The sequence below is a fragment of the Massilia sp. DJPM01 genome (assembly GCF_030348125.1).
Taxonomy (GTDB): domain Bacteria; phylum Pseudomonadota; class Gammaproteobacteria; order Burkholderiales; family Burkholderiaceae_D; genus Telluria_A; species Telluria_A frigida.
In genome coordinates this window covers 1-19,656 of record NZ_JAQOZV010000018.1, presented here as the reverse complement: position 1 = coordinate 19,656, position 19,656 = coordinate 1, and the positions used below count along the sequence as shown (strand labels likewise).

The 19,656-nt window shown below is 64.0% G+C and carries 25 protein-coding genes; 15 read left to right on the top strand and 10 right to left on the bottom strand.

Annotation, left to right across the window (positions count from 1 at the left end; translation table 11 throughout):
- Position 1: 1 nt before the first annotated feature.
- The 7 genes from PO883_RS13620 to PO883_RS13590 all read right to left on the bottom strand — a co-directional run bounded on the left by PO883_RS13620 (position 2) and on the right by PO883_RS13590 (position 4,582).
- On the bottom strand, positions 2-1,156 hold the full coding sequence (locus PO883_RS13620; protein WP_289310249.1) for a patatin-like phospholipase family protein: 1,155 nt from the start codon (positions 1,154-1,156) through the stop codon (positions 2-4).
- 177 nt (positions 1,157-1,333) lie between these two features.
- On the bottom strand, positions 1,334-1,720 hold the full coding sequence (locus tag PO883_RS13615) for a hypothetical protein (RefSeq protein WP_289310248.1): 387 nt from the start codon (positions 1,718-1,720) through the stop codon (positions 1,334-1,336).
- Positions 1,721-1,746: 26 nt separating this feature from the next.
- Entirely contained in the window at positions 1,747-2,133 is a 387-nt protein-coding gene (locus tag PO883_RS13610; protein ID WP_289310247.1) for a phage holin family protein, read from the bottom strand.
- 18 nt (positions 2,134-2,151) lie between these two features.
- The gene (locus PO883_RS13605; RefSeq protein ID WP_167088576.1) at positions 2,152-2,490 is read right to left on the bottom strand and encodes a YqjD family protein; all 339 of its coding nucleotides are present in this window, start codon (positions 2,488-2,490) and stop codon (positions 2,152-2,154) included.
- Positions 2,491-2,545: 55 nt separating this feature from the next.
- Entirely contained in the window at positions 2,546-3,085 is a 540-nt protein-coding gene (locus PO883_RS13600; protein WP_289310246.1) for a ferritin-like domain-containing protein, read from the bottom strand.
- A gap of 37 nt (positions 3,086-3,122) precedes the next feature.
- Positions 3,123-4,058, bottom strand: a complete 936-nt coding sequence (locus PO883_RS13595) for an OmpA family protein (RefSeq protein WP_289310245.1) — start codon at positions 4,056-4,058, stop codon at positions 3,123-3,125.
- Between the two features lie 131 nt (positions 4,059-4,189).
- The gene (locus PO883_RS13590) at positions 4,190-4,582 is read right to left on the bottom strand and encodes a DUF4398 domain-containing protein (RefSeq protein ID WP_289310244.1); all 393 of its coding nucleotides are present in this window, start codon (positions 4,580-4,582) and stop codon (positions 4,190-4,192) included.
- Positions 4,583-4,767: 185 nt separating this feature from the next.
- Here PO883_RS13590 and PO883_RS13585 point away from each other — a divergent pair, with 185 nt between their 5' ends.
- From PO883_RS13585 to PO883_RS13570, 4 genes are all read left to right on the top strand, one after another.
- On the top strand, positions 4,768-6,822 hold the full coding sequence (locus PO883_RS13585; protein WP_289310243.1) for an AsmA family protein: 2,055 nt from the start codon (positions 4,768-4,770) through the stop codon (positions 6,820-6,822).
- A gap of 142 nt (positions 6,823-6,964) precedes the next feature.
- Positions 6,965-7,276, top strand: coding sequence for a BON domain-containing protein (locus PO883_RS13580; RefSeq protein ID WP_167088581.1), 312 nt, complete (start codon positions 6,965-6,967; stop codon positions 7,274-7,276).
- Between the two features lie 51 nt (positions 7,277-7,327).
- The gene (locus PO883_RS13575) at positions 7,328-7,525 is read left to right on the top strand and encodes a glycine zipper 2TM domain-containing protein (RefSeq protein ID WP_373890065.1); all 198 of its coding nucleotides are present in this window, start codon (positions 7,328-7,330) and stop codon (positions 7,523-7,525) included.
- Between the two features lie 89 nt (positions 7,526-7,614).
- Entirely contained in the window at positions 7,615-8,028 is a 414-nt protein-coding gene (locus PO883_RS13570; RefSeq protein ID WP_289310241.1) for a hypothetical protein, read from the top strand.
- A gap of 21 nt (positions 8,029-8,049) precedes the next feature.
- On the opposite strand, the gene PO883_RS13565 is transcribed toward PO883_RS13570, so the two are convergent.
- Positions 8,050-8,781, bottom strand: coding sequence for a Crp/Fnr family transcriptional regulator (locus PO883_RS13565; protein WP_289310240.1), 732 nt, complete (start codon positions 8,779-8,781; stop codon positions 8,050-8,052).
- A 234-nt stretch (positions 8,782-9,015) separates the two neighbouring features.
- On the opposite strand from PO883_RS13565, the gene PO883_RS13560 reads away from it, so the two are divergent.
- The 4 genes from PO883_RS13560 (at position 9,016) to PO883_RS13545 (ending at position 11,136) form a co-directional block, all read left to right on the top strand.
- Positions 9,016-9,723, top strand: a complete 708-nt coding sequence (locus PO883_RS13560) for a glycine zipper 2TM domain-containing protein (protein ID WP_289310239.1) — start codon at positions 9,016-9,018, stop codon at positions 9,721-9,723.
- A 171-nt stretch (positions 9,724-9,894) separates the two neighbouring features.
- Positions 9,895-10,125 (top strand): hypothetical protein, encoded by a 231-nt coding sequence (locus PO883_RS13555; protein WP_167088586.1) that lies wholly within the window; start codon positions 9,895-9,897, stop codon positions 10,123-10,125.
- Between the two features lie 92 nt (positions 10,126-10,217).
- Positions 10,218-10,364, top strand: a complete 147-nt coding sequence (locus tag PO883_RS13550; protein WP_167088587.1) for a lmo0937 family membrane protein — start codon at positions 10,218-10,220, stop codon at positions 10,362-10,364.
- Between the two features lie 106 nt (positions 10,365-10,470).
- Complete coding sequence (locus PO883_RS13545) at positions 10,471-11,136, top strand: OmpA family protein (RefSeq protein ID WP_289310238.1); 666 nt, start codon at positions 10,471-10,473, stop codon at positions 11,134-11,136.
- Positions 11,137-11,190: 54 nt separating this feature from the next.
- Here the strand turns inward: PO883_RS13545 and PO883_RS13540 are convergent, their stop codons facing one another.
- Positions 11,191-11,961, bottom strand: a complete 771-nt coding sequence (locus PO883_RS13540; RefSeq protein WP_289310237.1) for a DeoR/GlpR family DNA-binding transcription regulator — start codon at positions 11,959-11,961, stop codon at positions 11,191-11,193.
- 85 nt (positions 11,962-12,046) lie between these two features.
- On the opposite strand from PO883_RS13540, the gene PO883_RS13535 reads away from it, so the two are divergent.
- The 4 genes from PO883_RS13535 to PO883_RS13520 all read left to right on the top strand — a co-directional run bounded on the left by PO883_RS13535 (position 12,047) and on the right by PO883_RS13520 (position 14,218).
- Positions 12,047-12,634 (top strand): NUDIX domain-containing protein, encoded by a 588-nt coding sequence (locus tag PO883_RS13535; RefSeq protein ID WP_289310236.1) that lies wholly within the window; start codon positions 12,047-12,049, stop codon positions 12,632-12,634.
- A 46-nt stretch (positions 12,635-12,680) separates the two neighbouring features.
- Positions 12,681-13,136, top strand: a complete 456-nt coding sequence (locus PO883_RS13530) for a hypothetical protein (RefSeq protein WP_167088591.1) — start codon at positions 12,681-12,683, stop codon at positions 13,134-13,136.
- 78 nt (positions 13,137-13,214) lie between these two features.
- Entirely contained in the window at positions 13,215-13,499 is a 285-nt protein-coding gene (locus tag PO883_RS13525; RefSeq protein WP_289310235.1) for a hypothetical protein, read from the top strand.
- Between the two features lie 110 nt (positions 13,500-13,609).
- On the top strand, positions 13,610-14,218 hold the full coding sequence (locus PO883_RS13520) for a DUF3617 domain-containing protein (protein WP_289310234.1): 609 nt from the start codon (positions 13,610-13,612) through the stop codon (positions 14,216-14,218).
- A 28-nt stretch (positions 14,219-14,246) separates the two neighbouring features.
- Here PO883_RS13520 and PO883_RS13515 read toward each other — a convergent pair whose 3' ends face one another.
- The gene (locus PO883_RS13515) at positions 14,247-15,083 is read right to left on the bottom strand and encodes a branched-chain amino acid aminotransferase (RefSeq protein WP_289310233.1); all 837 of its coding nucleotides are present in this window, start codon (positions 15,081-15,083) and stop codon (positions 14,247-14,249) included.
- Positions 15,084-15,280: 197 nt separating this feature from the next.
- On the opposite strand from PO883_RS13515, the gene PO883_RS13510 reads away from it, so the two are divergent.
- From PO883_RS13510 to cls, 3 genes are all read left to right on the top strand, one after another.
- A complete protein-coding gene (locus PO883_RS13510) occupies positions 15,281-15,979 on the top strand; it encodes a hypothetical protein (RefSeq protein ID WP_289310232.1) in 699 nt (232 codons plus the stop codon).
- Positions 15,980-16,073: 94 nt separating this feature from the next.
- Positions 16,074-18,170, top strand: coding sequence for a site-specific recombinase (locus tag PO883_RS13505; RefSeq protein ID WP_289310231.1), 2,097 nt, complete (start codon positions 16,074-16,076; stop codon positions 18,168-18,170).
- A complete protein-coding gene (gene cls, locus PO883_RS13500; RefSeq protein WP_289310230.1) occupies positions 18,167-19,558 on the top strand; it encodes a cardiolipin synthase in 1,392 nt (463 codons plus the stop codon). The genes PO883_RS13505 and cls overlap by 4 nt, the downstream gene beginning before the upstream one ends.
- Positions 19,559-19,656: the final 98 nt, after the last annotated feature.

Below are 19,656 nucleotides of genomic sequence, written 5' to 3'. Positions count from 1 at the left end.
ATTACGCCGCCGCAGCGACCCAGTCGTCCTGCTCCGGCGGCAATTCATGCACCACCACGGCCGTTTCTTCGGCCACCATCACCAGCCAGCCGGCATGCTTGAGCGCCCGCAATGCATCGCGGTAACCCTGCTCCCAGCGCCACGCGATCGATCCCTTGGAAAAATTGACGTCTTTCGATGCCATATGCCAGTCGCGGCCCGCATAGGGAATCCGCACGATGTGCAAGGTGGCGTCGCAGCCGAGCGCTTCCAGCTCGCGCCGGTCGTCGTCGGTGCGCTCGGCTTGCGGCAGGCGCGCGTACAGCTGGCGCAGCTTGTGCTGCAGCGCATGGGTCGCGCTGTAATCTTCGATATGGCGCTTCGAGCGCGAGGCGTAGGTCACGTCCTTCTGGCGCGTGCTCACTTCATCCATCGTCACCGGCACTTCCCCTTCCGCGCTCCACAAATCGACCATGAAGCAGATGGTGTCGCCACCGGGCAATTCGCGCAGCACCGATTCGAGCGGGGTGTTCGAGTACAGGCCGCCATCCCAGTACAGTTCGCCGTCTATGCGCACCGGGGCGAAGGCGGGCGGCAGGCTGCCGCTGGCGCGCACATGGTCGGCGCCCAGTTGCCCGCTCTCGCTGTCGAAGTGAGCCAGTTCGCCGGTGCGCACATTGACCGCGTTCACGGTCAGGCGCATGCCGCCCTCGGCATTGAGGTAATCGAAGTCGACCAGTTCCCGCAGCGTGTCGCGCAGCGGCAAGGTGTCGTAGAACGAAGCTTCTTCCGGCGCCACCGTCATCCCGTACGCAAAGCCGCTGAACAGGCGCGGCGAGAAAAACCCGGGCACCCCGCGCATGACGGTGTCGAAGGTATTGAGCCAGATATTCGAACGGCGCTGGCGGTCGTCCACGCGCGTCATGTCCAGCGTATCCGGATGCGAGACCCGGTCCCAGAAGGCCTTGACCTTTTCCAGCCGCACCGATTGCTCGTTGCCGGCGATCAGGGCGGCATTGATGGCGCCGATCGAGGTGCCGACGATCCAGTCCGGCACCAGATCATGTTCGTGCAGCGCCTGGTACACGCCGGCCTGGTACGCGCCCAGGGCGCCGCCGCCTTGCAGGACGAGAACGATACGCAGCTTATCGGGATTGAGCTTGTTAATGTCTGTCATGGGAGCGCCGCAGTCTAAGGATCAATCGAGTATAGAGAAAATAGCGAGCCGAAGAAAAAGAGCCCCGAAAAAAGACGGCGTCGAATCCGAAGATTACGACGCCGCTCAAGCCCCACCATATTTTTCCGTTCTTGTTGCAAGGCCGGGTTCGCTTGCCCGGCATGCTCACCAACCAGTTCACACGCTCGGCGCCTCGCGCGTGCGGCGTTGCTGCAAGTACCAGACCAAGCCACCAAGCACCGCCGCCACCCCGATCGCCGGCTTGAGCAGCCGGCGCCGCGTGATGACACCGAGGATGGTCGCCACGTACGGCATGATCGCCGCCACGCTGATGCCGGTCGGATGCAGCACGCTGTCGATCCGCGCGCGCACCGCCCAGGTCGCATGGTCGAGTGCCGAGTGAAACAGCACGTCGGGCCGCGCATCGTGCTTGATCCGGGCCTTGGCATGGGCAATGCCGACGCGGTAAAAATCGCCCTGGCGCAGCAGGCGCGCCTTGCGCTCCGACACCGACTCGGCCGCGCCCTTGCCCGCTTTTTTGTCGAGCCCGATAATGTTATCCATCGTAATCCTCCGGTCTGAATGGCCGCTTACAGCAGCATGTCACGATCGTTCTTGAGTTCGTTCATGGTCTCGGGGAAAGCCAGCTTGCCCTCTTTGAGCATGGCCTTGGCCTTGACCGCGAGGCCGATCGTCACGGCGATGAACACGGCAAACATCAGCAGGAGGATTTTCCAGCCCATGCTTTCCCAGGCCAGCGCGACGATGGTCGCGGTGCCGTAGGCCAGCGCAAACATGGCGCACAGCACTGCCAGCGAAAACACCACCAGCAGTTCGAGCACATGATTGCGCACTTCGGACAACTCGAGTGCCGCCAGTTCCACGCGCGACACCACGAGTCCGAAGATATTTTTTGCCAGCCCTGTCAGGCCGCCCATCAGGCCGGGGCCATGCACTGCAGCAGTTGTTTTGTCCATGGCTTCTCCCGGCGTGGATTATTTACGGCCCAGGATCACGCCGACCAGCAAGCCGACGCTGGCTGCTGCAGCGATCGTGCGCCATGGGTTGTCCTTGACATAGACATCGGCGGTGTGCGCCAGTTCCTTACCTTTGACGATAGCTTGACCTTGCACTTGCGAGGCCTTGCCCAGCGCGACGTCCAGCATTTCCATGCCGCGCGCGCGCATGTCTTCGGCTTTCTCGCCAGTCAGTGCGGCCGCTGCGGAGAGCAGGGTCTGGGCATCCTTGACCAGGGTCTTGACATCGGTCTGGACTGCGTTCACATTGCCGTTCAGGTTGGAAGTGCCGTTGCTGCGGGTAGTGGTATCTAACATGATGAACTCCAGTGGTGGGTTGAAAAAAGTCTGAAAAATGTGTCCGTTTTTGCTCTTAGCGAGCCAGCAGATCGCGCATGTCGTCCGCGTGCTCTTCTTCGACCGCCATGATGCTGATCAACAGATGCTTGGTGGTCGGGTCTTTGTCGCCAATGGCGGCAATCATTTGCCGGTACGACTCGATCGCCACCCGTTCGGCGATCAGGTTCGAGCGGATCATGGCTTGTACATCATCCGACTCGTCGTACTCGGCGTGGCTGCGCGCGGTCAGGGTAGCCGGATTGAAATTCGGCGAACCGTTCAGCTGGACGATGCGTTCGGCCAGCGAATCGGCGTGTTCCTGCTCCTGCTGCGCGTGCTCGAGGAACTCGGCCTTGATCGGGCCGTTGCCCACACCGTTGACGGTGTAGTAGTGGCGCTTGTAGCGCAGCACGCACACCAGTTCGGTGGCGAGCGCGTCGTTCAGCATGTTGATGACCGCTTCACGGTCGGCGGCGTAACCGTCCGTCACGGCGCCGTCGTCCAGATTGGCCGCTGCCTGGCGGATGGCTTGCACGTCGAATCCGTGCGCCAGTGGCTTGGTGTTGTGTTCCATGATGATTCCTTAATATTCTGTTGCGGTGGTGTTCCTGTTAACGGCGCGGGGCGATCGGCGCGCCTTCGTTCGACAGCACGATTTCCACGCGGCGGTTCATCTGGCGGTTGCCGGCCGTATCGTTGGCGGCGACCGGGAAGGCTTCGCCGTAGGCGCGCATGGCGACGCGGTCACGCGCCACACCCATGTCAACCAGGGCGGCGCGCACGGACGTGGCGCGGCGCTCCGACAATTGCTGGTTATGCGCGCTGCTGCCAGTACTGTCGGTAAACCCTTCGACCAGCACCGTGCGGTTCGGGTTCTGTGCCAGGGCGTCGGCCAGCTTGCGCAGGGTGGCCTGGCCGTTCGGGGTCAGGTTGGCCTGGTTCACGCCGAACAGCACGTCGCCGATCGTGATGATCAGGCCGCGTTCGGTTTTCTTGGCTTGCAGGTCCGTCATCAGCGCTTCGAGCTGGGCGGCGCGGGCCTGGGCTTCGCGGGTCTGGGCTTCGGCGGCGGCGACCTGGCCTTGCGCGGCGGCAGCCTGGTTCTGGGCGGCGGCGGCGTCAGCGCTGGCGGCGGCGGCGGCGGCTTTCGAGGCGGCGGCATCCATCTTGGCGCGGTCCGCTTCGGCAGTACGCGCTTCGAGACGCACGGCATCGCGCTGCTTGCCGGAAGCAGCGATATCGGCTTCAGCCTGCTTCTGTTTTGCGACTTCCTGTGCGGTGGCGATCTTTTGCTTGGCCAGGTAGGCCAGCTTGTCGATCTGCTCCAGGCTATCCTTGCGGGCGGCGGCGGCGTTGGCTTGTTCCAGCGCTTCGCTGGCTTGCTTGAATTCCAGCGGGGCGAAGGTCGACACGCGCGAATTATTGTTGGCGGCGACGAAATCGCCACGGGCCTGGTCCAGCAATGGGGTGGTGGTCGGCACGCTGCTGCATGCGCCCAGCGCGAGGACGGAGGCGAGGATGGCGGACTTGATCAAAGTATGTTTCATGGAGGTATTTCCTTTTCTTGTCGTAGCGCACGGGGCGCGCTAATCAATGGTTTTCTTGTGCTCTGGGTGCTACCGTGCGCGGCCATTCGGCCTGCGCTGCCGCTGTGAGGGCGCGCGGCGTCAATCTGTTTTTATTGTTGTGGCTTGTTGGCACGGTCGACTTCTTCGCGCAGCACGCGCAAGTCATCCTGCAGTGCGTTGGCGGCGCTGGTGGCCTTGGCCGAATTGGCCTTGCTCTGGGCCAGCTTGGCATCGACCTGGGCCTGGGTCGCCAGTTCGCGCGCCAGTTTGTAATCCTTGGCGGCCAGGGCTGCGTTGGCGCGCATCATCTTGGCGCGCGCCGCATTGATTTCTTCAGGTGCCAGGTCGGCGGCGCCGGCGCTCACGGCATTTTCAACCGCGTTCTTGGACACGGCCACATCGGCCGTGGCCGGCGCTTTTTGCGAACTGGCGCAAGCGGCCAGTGTCATAACCAGTGCGGCGCAAAGAACTTTGCAGACTTGATTCTTGATTTGTGCATTCATCGGGTTTCTCCATGAGGTGTAATGATGTCGTGATAACGTTATAAGCTGATTTAATGGCAAGTTCGGTTCGCTGCCGCACATAGCAAATGTTTTGCGCGCAAGGGCCCGTACGACCGTGCGCTAACGTACACAAGCAAGCTACCCTGATCGCTTAAGCTGTTCTTACTTTCACAAGAGGGATAGTCATGAGTCAAGCCGCCCCGGTCCCGTCCGGCCGCACACCGCTCGCGCGCCGCACCAAGATCATTCTCGCCAGCCTCGCCGTGCTGGCCGCCATTGCCGCCATCGCGCTGGCCATCCTGCTCAGCTACGACTGGAACAAGGCCAGGCCCTGGCTGGGCGCCAAGGCCGGCGAAGCGCTCGACCGCCCCGTCGTCATCGCCGGCGACCTCAGGCTGAGCTGGGAAAAGCCGGCCTCCATCATGGCCGGGCACGACCGCACCTGGCGCGACCTGGTACCGTGGCCGCACCTGGTCGCCAACGATGTGCATGTCGGCCAGCCGCAGGGTCTCGGCGCGGGCGACATGGCCAGCGTCAAACAGTTTTCGTTTTCGCTGAATCCGTTCGCGCTGCTGCGCAAGACCATCGCCATTCCCGTGCTGCGCTTCGACGCGCCGGCGGTCGACCTGCGCCGCGACAAGGATGGCAAGAACAACTGGACCTTCCGCCAGGACGAGCAGCCGGCGCGCTGGAAGCTCGACCTTGAACGCGTGATCTTCACCAAGGGCGTGGTCAAGTTCAACGATGCGCTCGAACAGATCGACCTGACGGCCGACGTCGACACCATCAACGCCGACCCCGCCTACGGCGTCAGCTGGAAGCTGCGCGGCACCTACAATGGCGGTCCGGTCAGCGGCGGCGGCAAGGCCGGCGCGGTACTCTCGCTCAAGCAGCAAACCACGCCCTACCCGGTGCAGGCCGATCTGCACGTGGGCAAGACCCACATCGAAGTCGAAGGCACGCTCACCAAGCCGACCAGGCTGGCCGCGCTCGACCTGCGCCTCAAGCTGGCAGGGGCCAGCATGGCGCGCTTGTATACGCTGACCGGGGTGCTGCTGCCGGAAACGCCGGCGTTTCGCACCGAGGGTCGCCTGACGGGCGAACTGGGCGAGACCGGCAGCCGCTGGATCTACGACAAATTCACCGGCACGGTCGGTTCCAGCGATATCGCCGGCCACCTCGAATACCGAACCGGCAAGCCGCGCGGCAAACTCAGTGGCACTGTATCTTCCAAACTGCTGCAGTTCGCCGACCTGGGGCCGCTGGTGGGCGCCGACTCGAATGCCAGCAAGCAAGCGCGCGGGGTCGAGGCGGTGCAGCCGGCCGGCAAGGTGCTGCCGGTCGAATCGTTCCGCACCGAACGCTGGACCGCCATCGACGCCGACGTGCGCTATGAAGCCGAGCGCATCGTGCGCGAAAAGCAGCTGCCGATCAGCAAACTGAACACCCACCTGATCCTCAAGGATGGCGTGCTCAACCTGGCGCCGATGAACTTCCAGATGGCTGGCGGAAACATGAGCTCGACCATCAAGCTCGACGGCAGCGGCAAGGGCAAGCAAGCCATCAAGGCCACCGCCAAGGTCAGCGCGCGCCATATCCGCATCAAGGAACTGTTCCCGTCGATTCCCGAAATGAAAGCCACCGTCGGCCAGATCAATGGCGACGCCCAGCTATCGAGCACCGGCAATTCGGTCGCTTCCCTGCTGGGCGCGTCCAACGGCGAAATCAAGGCGCTGATCGATGAAGGCACGGTCAGCAAGATGCTGCTCGAACAGATGGGCCTGAATATCGGAAATATCGTGCTCACCAAGCTGTTCGGCGACAAGCAGGTCAAGCTCAATTGCATGGCCACCGATTTCCAGGTCACCAACGGGCTGATGCAGACGCGCACCTTCGTGGTCGATACCGAGGAAGCGGTCATCACGGCCGACGGCACCATCAACCTCGCCAACGAACAGATGGACCTGACCCTCAATCCCAAGACCAAGGGCTTGCGCATCTTTTCGCTGCGCTCGCCCCTGCACGTGCGCGGCAGCTTCTCCAAGCCCGACGTGAGCGTCGACAAGGGCGTGCTGGCCCTGAAAGCCGGCGGCGCCGTGGCGCTCGGACTGGCGGCACCGGCCGCCGCCCTGCTGCCGCTGGTAAACACCGGACCGAGCCAGGACAGCGGTTGCGCGCGCCTGCTGGCGCAGGCGCGCGCAAAGCCGCAAGCCCCGCCGCCGGGCAAGACCAGCCGCTGATGGTGGATAAATTGCGTTTTGTCACCTATGTGCGTTGGCGAACAGACCACGAGCTCGACAGGCACTATTCTGGCTACATCGGATCGGCGAAAGCACTGCCGAACGCATAACAACATAGACCACCACCATAGAGGAACACACCATGAAAAACCTGAAAATCGTCTCGACCCTGATCGCCGCCCTGATGCTGACCACCGTTGTCGGCTGCGCTTCGACCGACAAGAAAGAAAGCGTCGGCGAGTACGTTGACGACAGCGTGATCACCACCAGCGTCAAGGCTGCCATCGTCAACGAGCCGAGCCTGAAAGTTGCTGAAATCAACGTTGAAACCTTCAAAGGCGTTGTGCAACTGAGCGGCTTCGTTGCTGCCCATGACAGCATCGCTACCGCCGGCAAGGTCGCACGCGACGTCAAAGGTGTGAAGTCGGTGAAAAACGATATTCGCATGAAATAAGCAACAAGCAATTCAACGAGGTTCACGATGAAAACAATCAGGCAGGTGCTCATGAGCGCGACTTTGGTCACGCTGGCGCTCGGTTTGAGCGGCTGCGCCGGCATGTCGGGGCAGGATAAGAACACCGCCATTGGCGCCGGTGCCGGCGCAGTGGTCGGTGGCGTCCTGACCGGCGGCAGCGCGGGCGGCACCGTCGGCGGCGCAATCGTCGGCGGCGTGATCGGCAACCAGGTCAAGCCACCCAAATGACCGCTGTGCCTGATTGAGGAAAAACCCCGTACGCGGGGTTTTTTTACGCCCGGTGTTTTATCATGGCGGGAAAAACAAGGGGGGAGTCGATGAACTGGGATGTTTTCGTTTGCAAGTTTTCGCGCACGTACACCCATGTCGGCCAGATCGGCAACGACGAGTCATGCCTGCCGATGGGAAGCCGGGCGCAGATCCAGGCCGCGATTGCCGATCTGTTCGCGGACACCGGCTGGAGCGATCCGACGTGGGGTCGTTATCAGGGGCCGTTCGGCTCGGTCGGCTTCAATCTCTCGGACCACGATCCGGTCAACAGGATCATGCTGCACGTGCGCGCCGGCGCCGGGATTGCCGCGCCCATTGTGGAACTGTGCCGGCGCCATGGTTGGCAGGCGATGGATACCTCGGCCGGCACCTTCCTGGAGCAGATGCCGGTACCGGAACAGGGTCTGGAGCAATGGATGGCGTACCGCGCTCAGGTGCTCGGCCAGCGGCAAGCCCCGTAGGCCGCCGCTGCCCGCACGGGTTCAGACGAAGGCGGTGGACAGCGCGCAGGCGCCGGCTTCCTTGACGATCTCGTAGCACTTGCAGGAAGCTGCGGCCAGGCCGGGCACGTCGAGGATTTCGATATTGCCGCGGCTGTAGATGATCAGCCCCTGCTGCTGCAGGGCGCTGGCAGCCTTGGTCACGCCGACCCGGCGCACGCCCAGCGCATGCGCCAGGAATTCGTGGGTGAGATGGAATTTGTCGGACTTGAGGCGGTCGCGCGTGATCAGCAGCGAGCGCGCCAGGCGTGCTTCGAGCACGTGGAAGCGGCTGCACACGGCGATCTGGATCGCCTGCGCCAGCAAGGTATCGGTGTAACGGTACAGCACCCGCTGCAAGGCCGGATTGCGCGCGAACTCGGTGCGGAACTTGGCGCTGTCCATGCGGCTGGCGCAGCCGGCGCGCTGCACGATGGCGCGCGTCTGCGCCGTGTCATGTCCGAGCGCGACGGTCGCGCCCAGCATGCCTTCGCGCCCGACCAGCCCCACTTCGAGCGTCATGCGCCCTTCCGCCACGCCCAGCAGGGAAATCAGGCAATCGTGCGGAAAATAGATGTAGCGCACCGGCTCGGCCGGCTCGCACAGCACCTCGCCCACCTCCACCTGCACCGGTTCGAGCAAGGGCGACAGGCGCGCCAGGTCGGCATGCGGCAGGGCGGCGAGCAGCTGGTTGCCGTTCGGGTGGTCGAGCTCGACCGCGGAGACGTGCTTCATCGTTCCCTCCGGCAGGCAAAGCGTGTGGTCGACCATAAGTCAAAACGGATAGCGATCATTAGATAGGTCAGGCCAGGTAAATACGACGGATACATGTGCAAACAATGTCAATCAGGGTAACGGCAATAATAGGCGAAGTATGTACGGTGACGCACGGAAGAACGGCCCCGTCATCAGGAGAATGAGCCGCATCAACCCGACAGTGCGGCAGCGCCGTTCAATCCAAAGGAAACCATGAGTACACCTTTTTCTCCCGTGACCCAGGGCGCGCGCCATCCCCTGCTGATCGCGGCCGCCGTGGCGGTCATCGTGTTGTGCGGCACCGGCACGGCCGCCATCCTGGGCTGGCTTCCCGCGTCCATCGGCGCTGCGCCCGCCCCGGCCGAACTGAGCCAGATCGAGCGCGCCATGCTCGCCTCCAGACTGGAGGGCAGCACGCCGCCCGCGCTGGCCGCGCGCGATCAGCGCGGGCTCGGCCGGGAGCGCGACCGCGACCGCGACCGCGAACAGGATGGCGGGCGCCGGGCCGCGCGCGACCATGCGGCGCCGCCAAGCCAGCCGGCGGCGCGCGTGAGCGCGGCCGAACCGGACCAGGAACGCCGCTGGTGCGCGCACTGCGGCAATGTCGAATCGGTGCGTGAAGTGAGCCAGCGCGCCCAGGGCAGCGGCCTGGGTGCGGCCGGTGGCGCCATCCTCGGCGGCTTGCTGGGCAACCAGGTTGGCGGCGGCAACGGCCGCAAGCTGGCCACCGTGGCCGGCGCCGTCGGCGGCGCCGTGGCCGGCAACCAGATCGAAGGCAGCATGAAGGCCACCCGCAGCTATGAAATCCGGGTCCGCCTCGACGATGGCGGCGCCCGTACCTTCCATCAGCGGAGCGCGGCCGGCTGGCGTGCCGGCGACCGCGTCGAGATCGTCAACGGGACCTTGCGCCCGGCCGCCTGATCGCGCGCGCCAGTACAAAAAAACAACGCCCAGGCGCCGCGCTCCCCTGGCGCATTCTTTTCTTGTTTGCAATGTGTGTTAGCGAACTGATCTCCTGATGAGCTGGCGCGAGAATGGCTTCACGCCTGCAGCAAACGGCGCGGCAGTATCACCAGAAACGAAGGAATTATCATGAACCGCATGATTTGGATCGGCATTGTAGCTTGGGGCATTATCGTGACGCTGTTCGGTTTCAGCGCTGCGGGACCCGTCGCGGCGGGCAGCAGCCCTGCAATGCAGGCCCAGGACGTGGTGTTCCTGATTGCCGGCGGCCTGGTGGCTTGCCTGATTGGTTTGGTTGGCCTGGCTGGCGTATTGGGATGGTTGCCAGCCTTGCAAAACGAACAAAAAACTTATTCTTAATGTACGCCAGCGTACGGAGCGGCATGCAAGAGTTCTGCATACTGCAATCACGACATACCAGTCGTCTATAAAAACCCACCGAGGACAATATCATGCTCTATACAATCGCCGTCGTACTTCTGATCCTGTGGCTGCTCGGTCTGGTCACTTCCTATACAATTAATGGCTTCATCCACATTTTGCTGGTTGTCGCAGTCATCATGATTCTGGTTCGCCTGATCAGCGGCCGCGGTATCTAGCTGACGCACGATCTGGCCATCGACTGATGTCCGATCCGTTTCGCGGTCGCGCCTGACACAGCCTGGCGTGACAGCGAAACGGATTACTTACTTTTGGAGCCCTACTATGAAAATGAACCTGAGCAAATCCCTGATCGGCATCACTGTCGTCACCATGCTGGCCACCGGTTGCGCCGACATGTCCCCGACCCAGCGCGGCACCGCCACCGGCGCCGGCGTCGGTGCTGGCCTGGGCGCGATCATTGGCGCGACTGCCGGCCACGGCGGACACGCGGGCAAGGGGGCCATCATCGGTGGCGCCGCCGGCGCACTGATCGGCAATATCTGGTCGAACCGCATGGAGCAGCAGAAGCAAGCCATGGAGCAGGCCACGCGCGGTACCGGCATCCAGGTCAGCCAGACCCAGGATAACCGCCTGAAACTCGAGGTGCCTGCCGACGTCTCGTTCGACACCGGCCGCTCCGACATCAAATCGAATTTCCGTCCCGTGCTGGATCGCTTCGCCGCCACCCTGCAAGACAATCCGTCGACCACCGTGACCATCATCGGCCACACCGATAGCACCGGCAACGATGCGGTCAACCAGCCGCTGTCGGTCGACCGCGCCGCCCAGACCCGCGACTTCCTCGCCTCGCGCGGCGTCTCGCCCAACCGCATCATGATCGATGGCCGCGGCGAACGCGAACCGGTCGCTTCAAACGACGACCCTTCCGGCCGAGCGCGCAACCGCCGTGTCGAGATCTACGTCGCCGAGCCGAACCGCCAGGGTTAAGCCCGCAGCCTTCTCGCCGTACCCCGAACAGCCGGCATCGCGATGCCGGCTTTTTTACGCCCCGGCCACGTGTACCGTCACGCCCAGCGCGCGGTAGCGCGCCAGCAAGGCGTCGTCGGTGCCGCGCGCCACCACCAGCGCCCCGATCTGGTCCGCGCCGGCGATGCGGTAAGGCGAGGCGGTCGCCAGTTTTTCGGGCGAGGCCAGCACCACCGTGTGCGCGGCCGCCCGCCACATGGCGCGCTTGACGGCCGCCTCCTCGAAGTCGCCGGTGGACAGGCCGGCGTCCGGATCGATGCTGCTCACGCCCAGGAAACACAGGTCGGCGCGCACCTGGGCGATCGCCTCCAGCGTGGCCGCGCCCACCCCCACCAGCGAATGGCGGTACAGGCGCCCGCCCAGCATGATCACCTCCACCTGTTCATGTTCCAGCAGCGCCAGCGCCACCGAGGGACTGTGGGTGAGCACGGTGGCGCGCAGATCCAGCGGAAGATGGCGCACCAGGTGGCCCGAGGTGGTGCCGCCATCGAGCAGCACCACCTGCCCCGGCGCGACCAGGGCGGCGGCGGCGCGCCCGATGGCCGCCTTGGCATCGGCCGAGATCTGCGCGCGCGCAGTGAAATCGGCCAGCGCCGGCGAGGCGGGCAAGACCGGCAGCGCGCCGCCATGCACGCGCTGCAGCAAGCCTTCGCGCGCCAGTTCGCGCAAGTCGCGCCGGATGGTGTCTTCCGACAAGCCCAGTGCCTCGCTCACGGCCTTGGCCACCACTTGCCCGTCGCGCCGCAACAGGTCCATCAGATACTGCTTGCGCTGGGTTGTCAGCATGGCCGCTCCTGCATGTATTTTCTTGACATTGCACGATTTTGCACGATATTCTAAAAAACACCAAGCACAATCACAGGGACACATCATGCAAGCACCACGGGTACGCATCGACCAGGAAGAACTGCTGTCGGACAACTGGTACATCCTCAAGCGCCTGAGCTTTTCGCTGCGCCGGCGCGACGGCAGCTGGCAGAGCCAGACGCGCGAAGTCTACGACCGCGGCAACGGCGCCGTGATCTTGCTGTACAACCTGGGCCAGCGCACGGTGCTGCTCACGCGCCAGTTCCGCATTCCAGCCTACGTCAACGGGCACGACGGTTTCCTGATCGAAGCGGCCGCCGGCCTGCTCGACAATGCCAGCCCGGAGCAGCGCATCCGCGCCGAAGCCGAGGAAGAAACCGGCTACCGCATCGATGACGTGAAAAAGATCTACGACCTCTTCATGAGCCCCGGTTCGGTCACCGAACGCCTGCACTTTTTCATCGGCGCCTACGCACCGGAACACAAGGTGGGCGATGGCGGCGGCCTGGCCGCCGAGGGCGAAGATATCGACGTGCTCGAACTCGGTTTCGACGAAGCGCTGGCGATGATGGCCAGCGGCGCGATCATGGATGGCAAGACCGTCCTGCTGTTGCAATATCTCCAGTTGCACCTGATGTCGGCGCAAACCTAGCGCCAGATCAATACATCGGCGTGGGAGGCACGCGATAGTTGCACCTATGAATGCACATACCTCCCTCCCGCACTCGCCGGCCGCCGGCGCCGAACGGCGCGACACGCTGTGGAACCCGGACGCCGCCGCCTTCTGGAGCTTGCTGTTCACGCCCCTGTTCGGCGCCTTCCTGCTCATCCGCAACTGGGAAACGCTGGGCGAGTCCGGCCGCGCCGTGCGCGCCTGCTGGTGGTTCGCGCTCAGCCTGGTGATGGTCATTCTCAATTTCTATTATTCCCTGCTGTGCGGCGACGCCTCGCCCTGGCGCATGAGCAACGTGATTTTCCTGCTGGTCTGGTACATCGCCGAGGCCAGTCCCCAGGAGCGCTTCATCCGCGAGCGCCTGGGCACCGATTACGCGCGCCAGTCCTGGGCCATTGCCCTGCCCTGCGCGCTGGTGCTGTGCATGACGTACGGGTTCGGCTATGTCGGCATGCTCGCCTTGTTCACCCAGGTGCACTGACATGAACGCCATCCGCATCGGCGTGGCAGTTGCCAGTCCCCCTTTTTCGCAGGTTGACCACTCGCACAGGAGCACGGTATGAGCACGGAGCGTTTTGCCCATTTTTTGGATTCTCTGCAATCCTGGAGCGCGGAAGCGCCGCCCCCGGCCGCGGCGCCGGCCTCCTCCCCAGGCCAGACCAACGCCAACCAGAGCGCGCGGGTACGGCGCGTCAAGGGTTTGCTGGAAGCGGTCGGATCGGACCCGGCCTGGCGCGCGCGCGGCGACGCCCAGGCCGGCAACGACAGCGCGGCGCGCAGTGCCGGTCACGCCGGCGAGGATCTTGATGACGATCTCGACGACGATGACGAGGACTTCAACTGACTCGCCCGGCGCCGCACGGCGGGGGCGGCCCGCCGTGTGTCTTGCATATTCTATTAACAACATCCAGCGCGCGTTTCGCGATAAACTCGCGTATTCACACTGGAGCCACCATGATCCCACGTCTTCGCCTGACCGCCCTCGCCCTCGTTTCCGCCGCGACCCTGTCGCTCGCGCCCGCCAGCGCCGCCACCCAGACCATGAAGCCCGGTCTGTGGGAAAACACCAGCAAGACCACCTCGCAAAACGCGCAGATCGCCAATGCCATGGCGGAGATGCAAAAGCATATGAAGTCCATGACCCCGGAACAGCGCAAGGAAATGGAGAAAGCGATGGGCAAGTCGGGCCCGGCCAACTTCACCCTGCACGACGACGGCAGCGTCACCGTCAAGGTGTGCATCACCCAAAAAATGATCGACGATTCGAGCGGCGACCATCTTGGCCCGCAAGGCGGCAACTGCACCCACAAGAAGGGACCGATGGTCGGCGGCACGCAAAGTTTCTCCTATTCCTGCACCAACCCGCAGACATCCGGCGAGGGCAAGATTTCGTACCAGGCCGACTCCTACAGCTCGACCGTGAGCATGACCTCCAGCGCCGCCGGCGCCATGGGAAACATGACCATGGCATCGACTGGCAAATATTTGGGCGCCAATTGCGGCAACGTCAAGCCAGTCGACACCAAGCCGGCCCCCGCCAAGCCAGCCCCCGGCGTCAGGTAAGGCAGCCGGCGGCGCGGCCCGCAGCGCTTTACGCCGCGCCGGTAAACGCCAGGTAGCGCTCGCGCGCCAGGGTCGCCACCGGCCCGATGGCCAAGCTGCGCCCTTCGTAGCGGATGCAGGGCGTGACCTTGCCGTAGTTGCCGGTGTTGAAGATTTCGAGCGCCGTCAGCAGCTCGTCCGGGTGCACGCTGCGCTCTTCCACCGCCACGCCCGCCTCGGCCAACAGCCCGATCACCCGGGCGCGCGTGATGCCGGCCAGGAAAGTGCCATTCGGCACCGGCGTCACCACCTTGCCTTCCGGCGTGACCAGGAACAGGTTCGAGGTCGCGAACTCGGCCACGTTGCCATCGCTGTCGAGCACCACCGCATTATCGAAACCGCGCCCGCTCGCTTCGCGGATGGCACGGCTGGTGTTGGCGTACAGGGCCGAGGCCTTGGCGTCGGTCGGCGCCATGCTGGCGTCCGGCCGGCACAGGCGCGACAGGCAAGCCGAAAAGCCCGTGAACGGCGGCATCGGCGCATCGAACAGGGTCAGCGCGAAGCCGCTCTTTTCCGGCACCGGCACCAGGAAGCCCTCGGCGCCGAACACCAGCGGGCGCACATACAGCTCCGCATCGGCCGGGAACTTGCCCACGCCTTCGCGCACCAGCGCTTCCATCTCGTCCACCGTCAGCGGACATTGCAAACCGAGCCGCTCGGCCGAATCGATCACGCGCTGCAAATGCAGGCGCAGATCGGGCAGCTGGCCGCGCATGGCGCGCGCGCCATCGAAGACCGAGGAGCCCAGCCACACGCTGTGATCCATCGCGCCGTACAGCGGCACATTACCTTCGGCCCATTGCCCTTTGAAATAAGTCAGATACATAATTGCCTCGCAGTCATTGTTCTGCTCCCAGTTTAACCGAACTTGCCCATCCGGTCCGGTCGCCCCGCGATCCGGTTAGAGGCGGCGCTCCACTGCCGCCACGGCGATTACCCGGCTTGAACTGTTAGCATTGGGAATGTTGCAACGATACATTTAACTCAACGCGCTTTCCCCAGCCACCTCCATATTGATGAGCCATGTCCACTGACGTTCTGCTTCCCCGGCCCCGCGCGCGCTGGATCACGATCGGCCTCGTGGTCGGCCTGCATGCGGCCCTGTTGCTGGCGTGGCGCCATACGCGCGAGAAAGCCCCGCCGCGCGAAGACGAGAACGGTCCGCGCATCCAGTGGATCGACGCCATTGCCGCCCCACCGCTCCAGAAAACGCCGCCAACGCGCGCCACGCCCGCCCCCGCCACCAACCCCGCTCCCGTGCGCGTGGCGCGCCAGCACCCCACTACGCCCGCGCCGGCGGTCGCGGTGGCGGCTGCACCGCCCGCTGCCGAGGCCGAAGCCCCGTCGATGACCGTGGTGCCGCCCGATCCCTTCGCCGAACCCGCCACTGCCGCAACACCGAGCGGTGCCGACGCCATCCGCAAGCGCGCGCTGGCCGACCTGGGCAAGATCGACAAGGACTTGCGCAAGCAATCGCTCAACAAGTTCAGCGTGCCCGACGATTCGCCGCAAAAGCGCCTGATCGCCGGCATCCAGTCGGCCCGGCGCGGCCCCACCCTGTTCGAACAGGCCGAGGTCGAGGAAATCACCACCGGCAATGCCGATGGCGGCGGGCGCAAATACAAGATCAGGACGGCGCTGGGCACCTATTGCGTCACCTACCCGTCGGTGAATGACATTCACGGCAGCCGGGAAAAGAAATACACGCTCTGCCCCAATTAGGCACGGTGGGCCGCTGTGTTCGCTAGCGAACAAAGTTTCGGAACGTCCGCAACGTACACTACGTCTTTAGTATCTGTTGCTCCGGCTATATTTCATGCTTTCCACTTTAGAACGAATCGATCCCCACAGCGACCGCATCGAGATCCTGGTCGACCTGGTCGAACAACTGCGCCCGCAGCGGCGCGCCGACTTTGCCGGCAGCACCGAACGGGTGCGCACCCTGTGCCAGCTCCTCAAGGGCAACCCGGCCCATGCTTCCGCCCTGCGCAGCTACCTCACGCGCCTGCTCGAGAGCCGCCGCCACGCCAGCCTGTACACCGACATCGGCGTGCTCTCCAACGATGGCTTCTTCACTGAACTGAAACGCCGCGTTTCCTACCGTTTCCTGCCGCCCGCCCTGGGCGATGTCTACCTGAGCGACGCCATCGACCAGGTGCTGTACGTGAAAACCGACTACCGCTGGATCGCCACCGTGCCGGCCGCCGACTGGCTGGAATTGTTCGACGTGGTGTCGAACGCCGCGCCCGCGCCGCACACCAGCCCGGCCAACGCGCGCCGCACCACCGTGCTCGGCATGCTCGAAGCGATCCGCACCCTGTCCTGCCGCGTGTGCGCGCTCGGCTTCGAGCCGCGCCTGATCAGCAGCCACGCCGACATCGAAAACTTCGATTCGCCCTTCCTGATGCAAAACATCGAGGTCAATCACTACCTCGACGGCTACGCGCGCCTGCTGGCCGGCGAAGCGGCCAGCGTGGACGATGCGCGCCACCTGCTGGTCATGCTCGACCAGTGCGACAGCGTGGTCGCCAAGATCCGCAAGAATGCGCTCAGCCACGGCACCAGCGTCGCCCTCACCTATCTGCTGGTAGCCCTGACCCAGAGCATCGACCGCTTGCGCAAGCTGCTGTTCCTGGTCGACGTCAGCGGCCAATTGCCGGCCGCCCCCAGCGTCGACCTGGCAACCCTGGCCAACGACGCCACCCCCGACTACGCGCCGCCGACCAGCCTGCACCGCGCCGGTGCCATCGCCCTGGCCCAGGAACTGGTCGAAGCCCACAACAACAAATACACGGTGCGCGACCTGTTCGCCGACAATATCGACCTGCTGGCCCGCAACGTCACCGAAAACGCCAGCCGCACCGGCGAGCATTACATCGCCGACACGCGCGGCCAGCTGGGCGGCATGTTCCTGTCCTCGGCCGGCGCCGGCTTCATCGTCGGCTTCATGGCGCTGTTCAAGATTTTGCTGGGCACCCTGCGCGCCGCGCCGCTGGTCGAAGCGTTCCTGTTCAGCCTGAACTACTCGCTCGGCTTCATGCTGATCCACGTGCTGCATTTCACCGTGGCCACCAAGCAGCCGGCCATGACCGCGTCGCGCATCGCCGCCGGCCTGTCGAGCAAGGATGGGCGCAATATCGACCTCGACAGCATGGCGGAACTCATCAACAAGGTATTCCGCACCCAGTGCTTCGCGGTGCTGGGCAACCTGGCCACCGCCATTCCCACCGCCTGGCTGATCGCCATGGGCTATCGCTACGCCACCGGACACCACCTGGTCACGCCCGACAAGGCCGCGCACCTGTTGCACGACATCGATCCGATCCACAGCCCGGCCCTGTTCTACGCCGCCATTGCCGGCGTCTGCCTGTTCGTGGCCGGTCTCATTTCCGGCTACTTCGATAACAAGGCGCTGTACACGCGCATGGCACGGCGCGTGGTCCAGCTGCGCGGCCTGGGCCGCCTGCTGGGGCCGGAACGCCTGGGGCGCCTGTCGCTCTACATCGAAAACAACCTGGGCAGCCTGATGGGCAATCTGTATTTCGGCATTTTGCTCGGCACCATCGGCACCCTCGGCTTCCTGTTCGGCCTGCCGCTCGACATCCGCCACGTCACCTTCTCGTCCGCCAATTTCGCCACCGCGCTGGTGGCGCTCGATCACAGCATGAACTGGGAAGTGGCACTGACCTCGATCGGCGGATTTTTATCGATCGGTACGGTCAATCTCGTGGTAAGTTTCGGGTTAGCACTATTAGTTGCGCTTCGCGCGCGCAAGATTCACTTCGAACACGGTATCCTGTTGTTGAAAGCACTCGGACGGCGCTTCCTGGCCGCCCCCATCGATTTTTTCATCGGGCCCGGGGACATGCCGCCGGAGCCGCCCGAAGCCGTACCAACGAGGGGTTCAAAATGACAAAACCACGCGTCGCTGCCTGGCTGGCCGTACTGGCCCTGGCCGTCGGCCTGGCCTCCTGCGCCTCGCTGCCCTCGATGGATGGGCTGGTGGATGCGCCGGCGGCGCGTGCCAACCCGACCATCGCCACCGGCAAGGGCCGGATGGACAAGAAAAAGGCCGCCGACCTGCTGGCGCGGCGCTGGGCCAAGGCCACGCCCGACATGAAGGCGCTGGCGGTGCTGGAAGAAGCGGCCACCGGCGTGCCCCTGGTGGCCGGCAACAAGGTCACCCTGCTGTTCGATGGCCCGGCCACCATGAAGGAAATGATGGCCGCCGCCAGCAACGCCAAGACCTCGATCAACCTGGAAACGTATATTTTCGACCAGGATGACATCGGCCTGCAATTCGCCAACGTGCTGATCGAAAAGCAAAAACAGGGCGTCACCGTCAACGTGCTGTACGACAGCGTCGGCACCCTGGCCACGCCCAAGGAATTCTTCGAGCGCATGAAGCAGGCCGGCATTGCCATGGTCGCCTTCAACCCGGTCAATCCGGCGGCCCGGGTCGGCAAGTGGGAGCTGAACAACCGCGACCACCGCAAGCTGATGGTGGTCGACGGCAAGGTCGCGTTCACGGGCGGCATCAACATCAGCAGTACCTACGCCAACAGTTCCTTCTTCCGCTCCAAGCGCAAGCCGGACTCGACCGACAGCAAGAAAGTCGGCTGGCGCGATACGCACATCAAGATCGAAGGCCCGGCGGTCGCCTCGCTGCAGTTTCACTTCATCGAAGGCTGGGTCAACCAGGATGCGGGCGAATTGCCCGAGCGCGAATATTTCCCGCCGCTGGCGCCGGTGGGCGACAAGATCGTGCGCGTGCTGGCCACCGATCCCGAGCGCGAATCGGAGATCTACAAGGCCTTCATGCTGTCGATCCAGGAAGCGAAAAAGTCGGTGCACATCACCTCGGCCTATTTCGTGCCGGACCGCCAGTTTGTCGAAGCGCTCAGCGCGGCTGCCAAGCGCGGCGTGGACGTGCGCCTGGTGCTGCCCGGCGTGACCGATCACGGCCTGGTGTTCCATGCGGGACGCGCGTTCTACGATGAGCTGCTGCGCAACGGGGTCAAGATCCACCAGCTGCAAGTGGCGATCTTGCATGCCAAGACGGCGGTCATCGACGGTACCTGGTCGACCGTGGGTTCAGCCAATATCGACCGCCGCAGTTTCCTGCACAATTACGAACTCAACGTGGTGGTGCTCGACGCCGGCTTCGGCAACGACATGGAAAGCGCGTTCGCCGAGGATTTGCGCGACTCCAAGGAAATCACCCTCGCCCAGTGGCGCGACCGCCCGTGGGCCGACCGCCTCAAGGAATGGGCGGCACGGCTGACCGAATACTGGATCTAATTCTTCCATCGCAGCCAATCTGTTGTTCCCCAACGCGATTCCATCGTGTTTCGAGCGAAACATCATTTACACAAAAATAGTGTTTCGCTATATTCAAC